Raw genomic sequence first — 12,007 nt, forward strand, 5'->3', positions numbered from 1 at the left:
CACCGGGCGCGACATGCCCTAGGGTCTGGGCATGGCCACGACCAGTCCTGACAACCTCGGCAAGGTCTTCAAGGCCTACGACGTGCGCGGCCTCGTGGGTGAGCAGCTCGACGAGGAGCTGGCGCGCGCGACCGGTGCGGCATACGTCGAGGTGCTCGGCGTCGACGCGATGGTGATCGGCTACGACATGCGGCCCAGCTCGCCGTCGCTCGCGGGCGCCTTCGCCGAGGGCGCCACCGCTGCCGGCGCCGACGTGACGATGATCGGCCTGGCCTCGACCGACCAGCTGTACTTCGCGTCCGGGCACCTCGGCCTGCCCGGCGCCATGTTCACTGCGAGCCACAACCCGGCGGCCTACAACGGCATCAAGATGTGCCGTGCCCTCGCGCAGCCGGTCGGCATGGAGAGCGGCCTCGCCGAGATCCGCGACCGGGTCGCCGCCGGGGTCTCGACCGGCGGGGGACCGCAGCGGAGCATCGGGGCGATCAGCTCCCACGACGTGCTGCAGGCGTACGCCGCCCACCTGCTCACCCTCGCCCCGGTGACCGGGCGCAGGCTGAAGGTCGTCGTCGACGCCGGCAACGGCATGGCCGGCCACACCGCGCCCGCCGTCTTCGGCCGCCTCGCCGACCAGGTCGAGATGGTGCCGCTCTACTTCGAGCTCGACGGCACCTTCCCCCACCACGAGGCGAACCCGATCGAGCCGGACAACCTGGTCGACCTGCAGAAGGCGGTCATCGCCGAGCAGGCCGACATCGGCCTGGCCTTCGACGGCGACGCCGACCGCTGCTTCCTCGTCGACGAGCGTGGCGAGCTGGTCTCGCCGTCCACGCTGACCGCCCTCATCGCCGCCCGCGAGCTCGCCAAGGAGCCGGGCGCCACGGTGATCCACAACCTGATCACCTCGCGCGCCGTGCCCGAGATCGTCACCGAGCTGGGCGGCACCCCGGTCCGCACCCGCGTCGGGCACTCCTACATCAAGGCCACGATGGCCGAGACCGGGGCGATCTTCGGCGGCGAGCACAGTGGCCACTTCTACTTCCGCGACTTCTGGCGCGCCGACTCCGGCATGCTCGCCGCGCTGCACGCGATGGCGGCGCTGGCCGAGTCCAACCGGCCGCTCTCCGAGCTGCTGGCCAGCTACGCCCGCTACCCGCTCAGCGGTGAGATCAACAGCACCGTCGCCGACCAGGACGCGGTGCTCGCCGCGCTGGAGGCGTCGTACGGTGGCCGGGACGGGGTGAGCATCGACAAGCTCGACGGTCTCAGCGTCAGCCACCAGGACTGGGCGTTCAACGTGCGCGCCTCGAACACCGAGCCGCTGCTGCGGCTCAACGTCGAAGGAAAGGACGAGACCACCATGGCCCGAGTCCGGGACGAGGTCCTCGCGATCATCCGGAGTGGCAAGTGAGCGCCGCGCAGGGCGGGATCTCGCCCGAGCTGCTGGCGATCATCGTGTGCCCCTCCTGCAAGGGCGACCTCGCGGTGACGCCCGCGGGGGAGTCCGTCGAGCTGGTGTGCCAGGGCTGCGGCCTCGCGTACCCGGTGCGCGACGGCATCCCGGTCCTGCTGGTCGACGAGGCCCGTAAGCCGGCCTGACATGGTCTGGTTCGACGAGTCCCGGCTGGACGACGAGGCGGCGCTCGCCACCGCCGACCTGCGGTTGCGCACGCTCGCGGAGTCCGGCGCCCGGGTGCGCCGGGAGGTCGGTGACTCCGCCGAGGCCATCGCCGAGGCGGTGGCCCGTTCGATCGAGACCCGCCCGCGTGCGGTGATCGCCGCCGGGCCCGACTCCCGCCTGCTGCGGGCCGTGCTCGAGCCGTTCTGCCCCGTGCCGTTCGTGGCCTGGCCCTCGCCGGCCCTGCCCGGCTGGGCCGGCAGCCTCGACCTCGTCGTGGTGCTCGCTCCGGAGGGAGCCGACCCCGGCACGGCGCTGGCCGTCGCCGAGGCCGCGCGCCGCGGCTGCCAGCTCGTCGTGGCCGCGCCGCGAGGGTCGATGGTCGCCGAGCACGTGACCGGCCGATGGACCACGCTGCTGCCCACGAGCACCGGCGACCAGCTCGCGACCGCCGTCGCGATGCTGTCCTTCCTCGACCGCGTGCACCTCGGGCCGAGCGCCGAGCCGGAGGCCGTGTCCGAGGCCCTCGACGCGGTTGCCATCGCCTGCTCGCCGAACCGCGACATCTCGATCAACCCTGCGAAGATGCTGGCCATCTCGCTCGCCGACGCCGCTCCGCTGGTCTGGGGTGGCTCCGTGCTCGCGGCCCGGGCCGCGCGCCGGATCGCCGAGTCGATCCGCCGCACCTCCGGGCGCACCGCGCTCGCCGGCGACGCCGAGCACCTCCTCCCCGTGATCGAGGCCGCCCGCCCGCGCAACGTGTTCGCCGACCCGGTCGCCGACGGCACGGGCGATCGCCGTCCGGTGCTGGTCATGCTCGACGACGGCGTCGACGACCCGGTCGTCCGCGACCAGCGCCAGCGGCTCGAGGACGCTGCCCGCAGCAAGGACGTCCGGATCGAGCACGTCGCCTCCGAGGCGACCGGCGAGGTGGCCCGCTACGCGTCGCTGCTGCTGAGCGGGACGTACGCCGCGGAGTACCTGCGCCTGGGCCTCGTGGACGACTGAGCCGACCGGGTTTGCCGCGACCGGTTCGCCGGGTAGCAACTCAGCATGCCTCACTCCACCGTGCCCAGCAGGTGCCGATGACCGGGTTCTTCGTCGTCCCGGGCGCGTTGCGCTCCTACGCCGACACCCTCAGCGCCGCCGCCACCAACGGTGGCATCAACCTGGCGACCGACTTCTTCAACACCGCCCCGCCGTACGTCGACAAGTACCTCGCGGTCGACCGCACCTCGGGACTCAGCGACCTCTTCGAGGTGATCTTGTCCTCCAACGAGACGCTGGTGACCAACGTCAAGGACACCTACTCCACGGTCGGCATGCGCATGTCGATGTCCGGGCTCGCGCTGGCCGACTCGGCCGATCTCTACGAGACGACCGACGACGAGGCCAATGCCCGGATGGACAAGCTGTGGCCCGGGGCCGGCAAGGTGCCGGAGCTCGACTCGGGGGCCGGTGGCGGCAAGGTGGCCGAGGCGGCCGGGCCGCTGAACGCCGTACCGTCCGACGACGTGCTGATCCCCGACCCGGTGCACTGGATCATGGACCAGGCCGGTTGGTTCTCCGTCGGCGACAACCTGCTCAAGATCGCCAACATCTTCGGTCTCGACCCGGCCTCGTCGCTGACCAAGCTGCTGGCCGGCGACTACGGGCTGGTCGCGCGTGCCGGCCACGCCGCGACGGCCCTCGCGGACTTCGAGCGCAACGTCGCCGAGTCGATGGCGGCGGGCCTCACCACCATGACGACCCAGTGGACCGGGCACGCGGCCGACCAGGCCACGTCCTACTTCACCCAGTTCGTCAACGCCTTCGAGGACCACGCCTCCCAGCTCGACGAGGTCGCCTCGAAGTACGCCGAGATCGCCCAGGCCCTCGCCCAGGTCGCCGAGCTCCTCGGCGGCCTGCTCGCCACCGCCATCGACAAGCTGTTGATCTGCCTGGCGAAGCTGGCCGCGGCCGGCTGCCTGGCGGAGATCCCCGGCGTCAACGTGATCGCGGGGATCATCGGCGCCTACTCGGTGTGGCAGGCCAAGGAGGCGGTCGCCGCCTTCCTCAAGGCGACGAGCGTGATGGCCGACACCTGCGAGGCGGTCGTGGCGCTGGCGGTCGGCATCTCCGGGTTGTGCACCTCGGGCTCGGCCGATGCCGCCTTCCCCGCGGTGACCTACGCGAACGGAGCGCAGAAGTGAGCGGCTACGGTGTCCCGCCCGGGCGTCGCGACGAGCCGGAGATCCCCGACGCCCGCAGCGCTGCTGACATGAGGCGCCCCGAGATCGACTACTCGGCGATCGACGCGGTCGCCGGTGGGGATGCCCGGGCCGCCCGTGAGCTGCGCGCCAGCGTCGCCGTGATCGCCCGGCGGACCGAGGACCCCACGTTGCGCGAGCTGTGCCTGGCCGTGCTGGCCGGGCGGCAGAGCGTGCGCCGCGTGTTCGAGCACCCGGAGTTCCAGCAGATGAGCATGGTCAGCCTCCGGCACCTCGAGGAGGGACTGGCACGGCTCGACGACGAGGATCGGGAGGACCTGCTCGCGAGGGTCGGCATCCCCACGCTGGAGCAGGACGCCGAGTTCGACCTGATGGAGGGACGCGGGCTGCCCGAGCAGTGACCGGGCCGGCCCCGGCCTCACAGGCTCGTGAACAGCCGGCGGGTGTCGTGGGGAGCAGGGGCGGCCAGGGCGGCGGCGGTGTCGATCGTGGCGCCGGCGCCGGCCGCACGGCGCCGCAGGTCGCCGACGAAGTCCTCGTGCCCGGCGAGGAAGTGGACGCGGAACGGGCGTCGGCCCCGCGCCGCGATCCACACCGTGTGTCGCGCGACGTCGGGCCGCCCGTCCTGGTGCTCCCAGCTGGCGGCGGTGACCTCGGACAGCGGCACGCGCACCGTGGTCACCCGTCCCCGCACGACCAGCTCGTCCGCCGTGAGGACGACGGCGCGACGCAGCTCGCTCCAGACCCCGATGCCCGCCAGCACCCCCAGCGCCGGCAGCACGATCATGCCGGGGACCGAGCCCGATGCGAACGACGCCGCCGCCAGCAGCGCGCTGACGATCCCGAGAGCGCCCAGCCCGAGAACCATGCGCACGCGGATGGCATCGGTGGGCCTGTAGGTGGTGTCCACGCCATCAGTCTCCCATCGCCCCTGCTCGCGCCGCGGCGCGAGCAGGGGCGTCGCCGGGTTGTCTGACAGTTGGTGTCCGCAGAGGCGATTCGGGTACCAAGGAGTGATGGCCTCAGCACCTCGGACTCGGGACCCGTGGCTCGACAACGCGAAGATGGGCCTGGTCACGCTCGTCGTGGTCGGGCACCTGCTCGCGCTGCTGCCCTCCGACGGACCCGGCGGGCGGACGTACGACTTCGTCTACCTGTGGCACATGCCGGCGTTCGTGTTCCTGTCCGGCTACCTGTCGCGGGGGTTCGGCTACACCCCCGCGCGGCTGTGGCAGCTGGTGACCACGCTGCTGGTGCCGTACGTCCTGTTCGAGGGTGCGCTGGCCTGGTTCCGGATCAACGTGGGGCACGAGCACCTCTCCGACCTGTGGACCGACCCGCACTTCCCGCTGTGGTACCTGCTCGCGATGGTGGCCTGGCGGCTGGTGACCCCGCTGCTCCGGCCGCTGCGGGGCGGCGTGCTGGTCGCGGTGGGCCTGAGCGTCGCCGGTGGCTTCCTCCTCACCGGGGACTGGACCCGCTGGCTGGACGCCCCGCGGATCGTCGGCTTCCTTCCGTTCTTCGTGCTCGGCCTGAAGGCCACGCCCGAGGCGCTGGAGTGGCTGCGTGGCCGGTTCGCCGCGGTGGTCGGCGTCGCGACCTTCGCGGCGCTGTGGGTCGCCGCCGGCTCGCTCGACGAGTGGGCCAGCCGCGACTACCTCTACCAGCGGCCGTTCGCGCTGCTCGACGACCCGACCTCGACCGCGGTCCTGACCCGGCTGCTCGTGCTGCTCGCCGGTGTCGCCGGCGCGCTGGCCTGGCTGAGCGTCGTACCCCGCATCGGCGGCTGGTTCACCCGGATGGGCTCGGCGACCCTGGTCGTCTACCTGTTCCACGGCTTCCTCGTGAAGGAGCTGGAGTACCTCGGCTTCATCGAGTGGGCGCACGACCGGCCCTGGCTCGGCCTGCTCGCCGCGGTCGGCATCGGCGTCGCGGTGGCGCTCGGCCTGGCCGCACCACCCGCGCGCCGTGTGCTCGAACGGGTCGTCGACCCCTTCGACGTCGCCCACCGGCGGGTCCGGGAGGCGGTGCAGCTCACCGGGGTCGTCCACGAGCAGGAGTGGGAGACCACGGACGCGGGCCTCGTGGCCGCGGGCCGGTAGCCTTCGAGCATGCCTCTCACCACGGACCGACCCTCGTGAGCGCCGGCCTGTTCGGTCTCCTCGACGACGTCGCAGCCATCGCCAAGATGGCCGCCGCGTCGATGGACGACGTGAGTGCCGCGGCCGGCAAGGCCACCGCCAAGGCCGCCGGCGTGGTGATCGACGACACGGCGGTCACGCCGCAGTACGTCCAGGGCGTCGCCGCCACGCGTGAGCTCCCGATCGTGAAGAAGATCGCGATCGGCTCGATCCGCAACAAGCTGCTGATCATCCTCCCGGCGTCGCTGCTGCTCAGCCAGTTCCTGCCGGACCTGCTCCCCATCATCTTGATGATCGGCGGCACCTTCCTCGCCTACGAGGGCGCCCACAAGATCTGGCACGTGGTCTCCGGCCACGACGAGCACGAGACGCCCGTCGCCGAGGTCAGCGCCGAGGCCGAGAAGGAGCTGGTCTCCGGCGCGATCCGCACCGACCTGATCCTGTCCGCTGAGATCATGGTCATCGCGCTGGCCTCGGTCGAGGACGAGTCCTTCTGGACCAAGCTCGCCACCCTGCTCGTCGTCGCCGTCGTCATCACCGTGGCCGTCTACGGCGTGGTGGCGCTCATCGTGAAGATGGACGACGCGGGCCTGAGCCTCGCGCAGCGCTCCTCGGCGTTCGCGCAGCGGCTGGGCCGCGGCCTGGTCGCGTTCATGCCGCGACTGCTGTCGATCATCTCGATCGTCGGCACCGTCGCGATGCTCTGGGTCGGTGGCCACATCCTGCTCGTCAACCTGCACGAGGCCGGCTGGTGGGACGCGCCGTACGAGTGGGTCCACGGCATCGAGCACGACGTCGAGCACGCCGTGCACGGCGTCCTCGGCAGCGCCCTGGCCTGGCTCGCCAACACCGGGATCTCCGCGGTGATCGGCCTGGTCGTCGGCTCGGTCGTGGTCGCCGTCGTGCGGGTGCTGCCGTTCACCGGCGACAAGGACCCGATCGAGCGGTACGACGACGGCGAGCCCGCCGCGCACTGACCTCGGTCAGGCGCGGCAGGCCCGGCCGCGGGCTCAGAGTGCGGGGAGCCGGACGGTCGCGTCCAGCGCGTTGGCCAGCTCGCGGCCCTTCGTCTCGAAGTGGCGGCGGAAGTAGTCCAGGTGCTCGTCGTGCTCGTGGAAGTGGTGCGGCGTGAGCACCGCGGAGAACACCGGCACGTCGGTCTCCAGCTGGACCCGCATCAGCGCGTCCACGACGCTGGACGCGACGAAGTCGTGGCGGTAGATGCCGCCGTCGACGACCAGGGCGGCGGCCGCGACGCCGGCGTACCGGCCGGACAGGGCGCGTCGTCGTACCTGCAGCGGGATCTCGAACGCACCGGGCACGTGGACGACGTCCACGGCGTAACCGCGCTGCTCGAGCTCGGTGGTGAACGTGGTGACGGCGACGTCGACGATGTCGGCGTGCCAGCGGGCCGCGACGATGGCGACGCGGGGGGCGGTGGGTGACATGGGCTCTCCTCTTCGCGTGTCACCCAGGGCGTGACGACGCGCGCGAGGCCCGTCGCGTTCTCTTCCATCCGGACTGTGACCGTCGGCTCCGGAGTCGCACCGGATCTGCTGACCCGCCCCGGTCGTGACCGGGCCGGCGCTCGCGGGCTCGGTCGCCCCGGATCGGCCGGGACGCCCTCACCGCCGGTGGGGAGTTCCACCCCGCCCTGAGAACGTACGGCGTCAGACTACTGGCCCCGCGCCGCGTGCCGGTCGCGTGCCCGCCTGATGCCCACGAGCCCCGCCGCCACGAACGGCACCGGTGCCAGCGCGGCGACCAGGCCGCCCTGGCGGCCCACCGTCCGGATGGAGGCGGCGCCGACCACCACGTCGGTCAGGTCGCTGGCCAGCGCCGTCGTCGCCCAGCGGGTGAGGTCGGCGTCGGGTGCGAGCACGGTGCCGGCTCCGAGCACCAGGTCGCGGACCCCGATCGTGCGCAGCAACAGCTGGAACGACGGGTCGTCGTTGCGGCCGACCAGCCGCGGCGCGGCCAGCATCGTGACGCCCACCGCCATCCGTAGGGCGCCGAGGCCACGGGCCACGCTGGTGTCCGCCATGGCAGCAGGCTAGGACACGCCCCTGGTGGTGACCTCGGGAGTCGTCCGGGCCGCGGCGTGGGCACGCGGCCCCAGAAGTCTGGGGAGCGCGCACCACCGGAGGATCTGGGGCACCGGAGAACCCGCCCGCTTGGGATGGTCGGCGTACCGGCGCGACGGACAGCATCTCGTGCCATGACATCCGCCACCTCCCCGACACCTGCGACGACCGCGACCCCACCGCTCGCCCGGACCGCCGCCGACCGGACGCTCAGCATCGCCGTCGCCTGCGTGGCGACCGTGATGCTGATGCTGGACGTCAGCGTGGTCAACACCGCACTCGACGACATCGCGGCCGGCCTCGGGGCCAGCCTGTCCGGGCTGCAGTGGGTGATCGACGCCTACACCCTGCCGCTGGCGGCCGTCGTCCTGTCCGCCGGCTCGATCGCCGACCGTGTCGGCCGCAAGCAGGTCTTCCTCGGCGGCATGGTGCTGTTCACGGCCGCGTCCGCCGCCTGCGCCGTCTCACCGGGCATCGGCACCCTCGTCGCGGCCCGTGCCGTCCAGGGCATCGGCGCGGCGGTGCTGTTCGCCACCGCCCTCGCCCTGATCTCCGAGGTGACCCCGACGGCTGAGGAACGCGCCAGGGCGCTCGGCGTGTACGGCGCGTCGATCGGAGCCGCCTTCGCGATCGGCCCGTTCGTCGGCGGGGTGCTGACCGACGCCATCGGCTGGCGGGCGATCTTCTGGTGCAACGTGCCGATCGGCCTGCTCGCCCTCGCCCTGGCCCGCCGGGTGCAGGAGAGCCGGGACCCGCAGGCGCGGCGGCTCGACGTACCAGGTCAGCTGGCCCTCGTCGCCGGGCTGTTCCTCCTCGTGCTCGCCCTGCTGCGGGGCAACGAGGACGGCTGGGGCAGCGGCCTGGTCGCGGGGTCGCTGGCCGGCGCCGCGGTCGCCCTCGGGGCGCTGGTCGTCATCGAGCACCGCTCGCGGGCGCCGATGCTCCCGCTGCGGCACTTCCGGCAACCGGCCTTCAGCGCACCGCAGGTGCTGGTGTTCGGCATCTCGGCGTCGTTCTTCGCCGGCTTCCTCTACCTCACGCTCTACCTCCAGGGGGTCGTCGGTCTGAGCCCGTTGCAGACCGGGCTCGCGTACCTGCCCGGCACCGCGCTCGTCTTCGTCGTCTCCGGCACGACGGCCGGGCTGATGACCCGGTTCGCCCCTGCCGCCCTGGCCGTCGTCGGTCTGCTGCTCGTCGCTGCCGGGATGGCGGTCTTCGCCTGGACCACGCACGCGGACTCCGGCTGGGCCTCGATCCTGCCCGGCTTCCTGCTCGCCAGCGTCGGCACCGGGCTGTTCAACCCCTCCGGCAGCGCCCTCGCCCTCGCCGCCCTCCCGCCCGAGCAGAGCGGGCTCGCCGCCGGCGCGAACGACACCTTCCGGCAGACCGGTCTGGCCGTCGGCGTCGCCTGGCTCGGCACCTTCGTCCCCGCCGCCGGGCCGTACGGCGCCGACGCCGCCGGGTTCGTCGACGGGCTGCACCACGCGGTGCTCGCGGGCGCGGTCGTCGCGCTCGGGTGCGCGGTGGTGGGCGGCGTGCTACTGCGGGCGGGGCACGGGCGTGGCGGAGCGGTGGAAGGACATTCCCGATGATTCCCCGGCCCTCGGAGCACGCTTGTAGGGTGTCCTACGTCATGCGCGGGAGATCCCGACGATGCGCAGATGCGCCGCAGGACCCAGCTGTCACACGACACTCGAACCTCGAGGATCACTCATGGACTACAAGGTTGCTGACCTGAGCCTGGCCGAGTTCGGCCGCAAGGAGATCGAGCTCGCCGAGCACGAGATGCCCGGCCTGATGGCGATGCGCGCCCGCTACGGCGCCGACCAGCCGCTCAAGGGCGCCCGGATCGCCGGCTCGCTGCACATGACCATCCAGACCGCCGTCCTCATCGAGACGCTCACCGCCCTCGGCGCCGACGTGCGCTGGGCGACGTGCAACATCTTCTCGACCCAGGACCACGCCGCCGCGGCCGTCGTCGTCGGCAAGAACGGCACCGTCGACGCCCCCGCCGGCACCCCGGTCTTCGCCTGGAAGGGCGAGACCCTGGCCGAGTACTGGGACGAGGCCGAGAAGGTCTTCGACTTCACCGACGCCGACGGCAACAAGATCGGCCCCAACATGCTGCTCGACGACGGCGGCGACATCACGCTGCTCGTCCACAAGGGCGTGGAGTTCGAGAAGGCCGGTGCCGTGCCGGGCCAGGACTCGACCGACAACGAGGAGTACAAGGAGGTCCTCCGGGTCCTCGCGCGCTCGCTCGACAACGACCCGCAGCGCTGGACCAACATCGCCAACGGCATCAAGGGCGTCACCGAGGAGACCACCACCGGTGTCCTGCGCCTCTACGACCGCTTCAAGGAGGGCTCGCTCCTCTTCCCGGCGATCAACGTCAACGACTCGGTCACCAAGTCGAAGTTCGACAACAAGTACGGCTGCCGCCACTCGCTCATCGACGGCATCAACCGCGGCACCGACGTGATGATCGCCGGCAAGACGGCGGTCGTGTGCGGCTACGGCGACGTGGGCAAGGGCTCCGCCGAGTCGCTCCGCGGCCAGGGCGCTCGCGTCATCATCACCGAGATCGACCCGATCTGCGCGCTGCAGGCGGCGATGGACGGCTACGAGGTCAAGCGCCTCGAGTCGGTCGTCGACTTCGCCGACATCTTCATCACCACGACGGGCAACTTCGACATCATCCGCGTCGAGCACTTCGAGAGGATGAAGAACCAGGCCATCGTCGGCAACATCGGCCACTTCGACAACGAGATCGACATGGCCGGCCTCGCGAAGATCCCGGGCATCGTCAAGGACGAGATCAAGCCGCAGGTCCACCAGTGGATCTTCCCCGACGGCAAGAAGGTCATCGTCCTCTCCGAGGGCCGCCTGCTGAACCTCGGCAACGCGACCGGCCACCCGTCGTTCGTCATGTCGAACTCCTTCACCAACCAGGTGCTCGCGCAGATCGAGATCTTCACCAAGACCGACGAGTACCCGATCGGCGTCTACGTGCTCCCGAAGCACCTCGACGAGGAGGTCGCCCGCCTCCACCTCGACGCCATCGGCGTGGAGCTGACCGAGCTCAACCAGGCGCAGGCCGACTACCTCGGCGTCCCGGTCGAGGGCCCGTACAAGTCGGAGCACTACCGCTACTGACCAGCTACTGAGCAGTACGTCGACGAGGCCCGGCACCGTGGTGGTGCCGGGCCTTCGTCGTGCCCCCGCCTAATATTGCGGGCGTGACCCCGCCCAGCAGCGCGCCGTACCCGACGAAGGGACGCGTCCTCGTCGTCGACGACGACGCCCCGCTCGCGGAGATGCTCGGCATCGTGCTGGGGCAGGAGGGCTTCGAGAGCCGGGTCTGCCCGCGGGGCGACCTGGCGCTGGCGGCGTTCCGCGACTACAAGCCCGACCTGGTGCTGCTCGACCTGATGCTGCCCGGCAAGGACGGCATCGACGTCTGCAAGGAGATCCGCGCCGAGTCCGGCGTCCCGATCGTGATGCTGACCGCCAAGGGCGACACCGTCGACGTGGTGGTCGGACTGGAGTCCGGGGCCGACGACTACGTCGTCAAGCCGTTCAAGCCCAAGGAGCTCGTCGCCCGGATCCGAGCGCGGGTACGCCGTACCGAGGCGGTCCCGCAGGAGGCGCTCGCCATCCGAGACGTCGAGATCGACGTGGCCGGGCACGCGGTGACCCGTGGCGGCGAGGAGATCTCGTTGACGCCGCTCGAGTTCGACCTGCTGCTGTGCCTGGCGCGCAAGCCCGGCCAGGTGTTCACCCGCCAGGCGCTCCTGGAGGAGGTCTGGGGCTACCAGCACGCCGCGGACACCCGCCTGGTCAACGTGCACGTGCAGCGACTGCGCTCCAAGGTCGAGCACGACCCCGAGCACCCCGAGATCGTGCTGACCGTGCGCGGGGTCGGCTACAAGGCCGGCTCGGCCCAGTGATCAC

13 protein-coding genes and 1 riboswitch are annotated in these 12,007 nt (G+C 71.7%); of the genes, 10 read left to right on the forward strand and 3 right to left on the reverse strand.

Annotation, left to right across the window (positions count from 1 at the left end; all coding sequences use genetic code 11):
- Nucleotides 1-31 precede the first annotated feature (31 nt).
- The 5 genes from BJ958_RS00205 to BJ958_RS00225 all read left to right on the forward strand — a co-directional run bounded on the left by BJ958_RS00205 (nt 32) and on the right by BJ958_RS00225 (nt 4,229).
- Nucleotides 32-1,411 (forward strand): phosphomannomutase/phosphoglucomutase, encoded by a 1,380-nt coding sequence (locus BJ958_RS00205; RefSeq protein ID WP_179724474.1) that lies wholly within the window; start codon nt 32-34, stop codon nt 1,409-1,411.
- The gene (locus BJ958_RS00210; protein ID WP_273520105.1) at nt 1,408-1,599 is read left to right on the forward strand and encodes a Trm112 family protein; all 192 of its coding nucleotides are present in this window, start codon (nt 1,408-1,410) and stop codon (nt 1,597-1,599) included. Before BJ958_RS00205 ends, BJ958_RS00210 begins: the two co-directional genes overlap by 4 nt.
- A 1-nt stretch (nt 1,600) precedes the next feature.
- Nucleotides 1,601-2,626 (forward strand): SIS domain-containing protein, encoded by a 1,026-nt coding sequence (locus BJ958_RS00215; RefSeq protein WP_179724477.1) that lies wholly within the window; start codon nt 1,601-1,603, stop codon nt 2,624-2,626.
- A gap of 77 nt (nt 2,627-2,703) precedes the next feature.
- Nucleotides 2,704-3,810 (forward strand): WXG100 family type VII secretion target, encoded by a 1,107-nt coding sequence (locus BJ958_RS00220; RefSeq protein ID WP_179724480.1) that lies wholly within the window; start codon nt 2,704-2,706, stop codon nt 3,808-3,810.
- Nucleotides 3,807-4,229: a hypothetical protein gene (locus BJ958_RS00225; RefSeq protein WP_179724483.1), complete on the forward strand. Its 423-nt coding sequence runs from the start codon at nt 3,807-3,809 to the stop codon at nt 4,227-4,229. Before BJ958_RS00220 ends, BJ958_RS00225 begins: the two co-directional genes overlap by 4 nt.
- A gap of 17 nt (nt 4,230-4,246) precedes the next feature.
- On the opposite strand, the gene BJ958_RS00230 is transcribed toward BJ958_RS00225, so the two are convergent.
- Nucleotides 4,247-4,738, reverse strand: a complete 492-nt coding sequence (locus tag BJ958_RS00230; RefSeq protein WP_179724485.1) for a hypothetical protein — start codon at nt 4,736-4,738, stop codon at nt 4,247-4,249.
- Between the two features lie 106 nt (nt 4,739-4,844).
- Here BJ958_RS00230 and BJ958_RS00235 point away from each other — a divergent pair, with 106 nt between their 5' ends.
- Nucleotides 4,845-5,930: an acyltransferase family protein gene (locus tag BJ958_RS00235; RefSeq protein WP_179724488.1), complete on the forward strand. Its 1,086-nt coding sequence runs from the start codon at nt 4,845-4,847 to the stop codon at nt 5,928-5,930.
- Nucleotides 5,931-5,965: 35 nt separating this feature from the next.
- Nucleotides 5,966-6,946, forward strand: a complete 981-nt coding sequence (locus BJ958_RS00240; protein WP_179724491.1) for a DUF808 family protein — start codon at nt 5,966-5,968, stop codon at nt 6,944-6,946.
- A 33-nt stretch (nt 6,947-6,979) separates the two neighbouring features.
- On the opposite strand, the gene BJ958_RS00245 is transcribed toward BJ958_RS00240, so the two are convergent.
- A complete protein-coding gene (locus BJ958_RS00245; RefSeq protein ID WP_179724495.1) occupies nt 6,980-7,417 on the reverse strand; it encodes a 6,7-dimethyl-8-ribityllumazine synthase in 438 nt (145 codons plus the stop codon).
- Nucleotides 7,418-7,469: 52 nt separating this feature from the next.
- Nucleotides 7,470-7,635: riboswitch (FMN riboswitch) on the reverse strand.
- 9 nt (nt 7,636-7,644) lie between these two features.
- The gene (locus BJ958_RS00250) at nt 7,645-8,013 is read right to left on the reverse strand and encodes a hypothetical protein (protein ID WP_179724497.1); all 369 of its coding nucleotides are present in this window, start codon (nt 8,011-8,013) and stop codon (nt 7,645-7,647) included.
- Nucleotides 8,014-8,187: 174 nt separating this feature from the next.
- Here BJ958_RS00250 and BJ958_RS00255 point away from each other — a divergent pair, with 174 nt between their 5' ends.
- The 3 genes from BJ958_RS00255 (at nt 8,188) to mtrA (ending at nt 12,003) form a co-directional block, all read left to right on the forward strand.
- Complete coding sequence (locus BJ958_RS00255; RefSeq protein ID WP_179724499.1) at nt 8,188-9,645, forward strand: MFS transporter; 1,458 nt, start codon at nt 8,188-8,190, stop codon at nt 9,643-9,645.
- A gap of 121 nt (nt 9,646-9,766) precedes the next feature.
- Nucleotides 9,767-11,209: an adenosylhomocysteinase gene (gene ahcY, locus BJ958_RS00260; RefSeq protein WP_179724501.1), complete on the forward strand. Its 1,443-nt coding sequence runs from the start codon at nt 9,767-9,769 to the stop codon at nt 11,207-11,209.
- Nucleotides 11,210-11,292: 83 nt separating this feature from the next.
- Nucleotides 11,293-12,003 (forward strand): MtrAB system response regulator MtrA, encoded by a 711-nt coding sequence (mtrA, locus tag BJ958_RS00265; RefSeq protein WP_343052508.1) that lies wholly within the window; start codon nt 11,293-11,295, stop codon nt 12,001-12,003.
- Nucleotides 12,004-12,007: the final 4 nt, after the last annotated feature.

It is taken from the genome of Nocardioides kongjuensis, assembly GCF_013409625.1.
GTDB classification, from domain to species: domain Bacteria; phylum Actinomycetota; class Actinomycetes; order Propionibacteriales; family Nocardioidaceae; genus Nocardioides; species Nocardioides kongjuensis.

Bases quoted from the DNA above. Each gene is read 5' to 3' on its own strand.
- BJ958_RS00205 (WP_179724474.1), top strand. From the start codon at position 32: ATGGCCACGACCAGTCCTGACAACCTCGGCAAGGTCTTCAAGGCCTAC.
- BJ958_RS00245 (WP_179724495.1), bottom strand. From the start codon at position 7,417: ATGTCACCCACCGCCCCCCGCGTCGCCATCGTCGCGGCCCGCTGGCAC.
- BJ958_RS00215 (WP_179724477.1), top strand. From the start codon at position 1,601: ATGGTCTGGTTCGACGAGTCCCGGCTGGACGACGAGGCGGCGCTCGCC.
- BJ958_RS00255 (WP_179724499.1), top strand. From the start codon at position 8,188: ATGACATCCGCCACCTCCCCGACACCTGCGACGACCGCGACCCCACCG.
- ahcY (WP_179724501.1), top strand. From the start codon at position 9,767: ATGGACTACAAGGTTGCTGACCTGAGCCTGGCCGAGTTCGGCCGCAAG.
- BJ958_RS00235 (WP_179724488.1), top strand. From the start codon at position 4,845: ATGGCCTCAGCACCTCGGACTCGGGACCCGTGGCTCGACAACGCGAAG.
- BJ958_RS00220 (WP_179724480.1), top strand. From the start codon at position 2,704: ATGACCGGGTTCTTCGTCGTCCCGGGCGCGTTGCGCTCCTACGCCGAC.
- BJ958_RS00250 (WP_179724497.1), bottom strand. From the start codon at position 8,013: ATGGCGGACACCAGCGTGGCCCGTGGCCTCGGCGCCCTACGGATGGCG.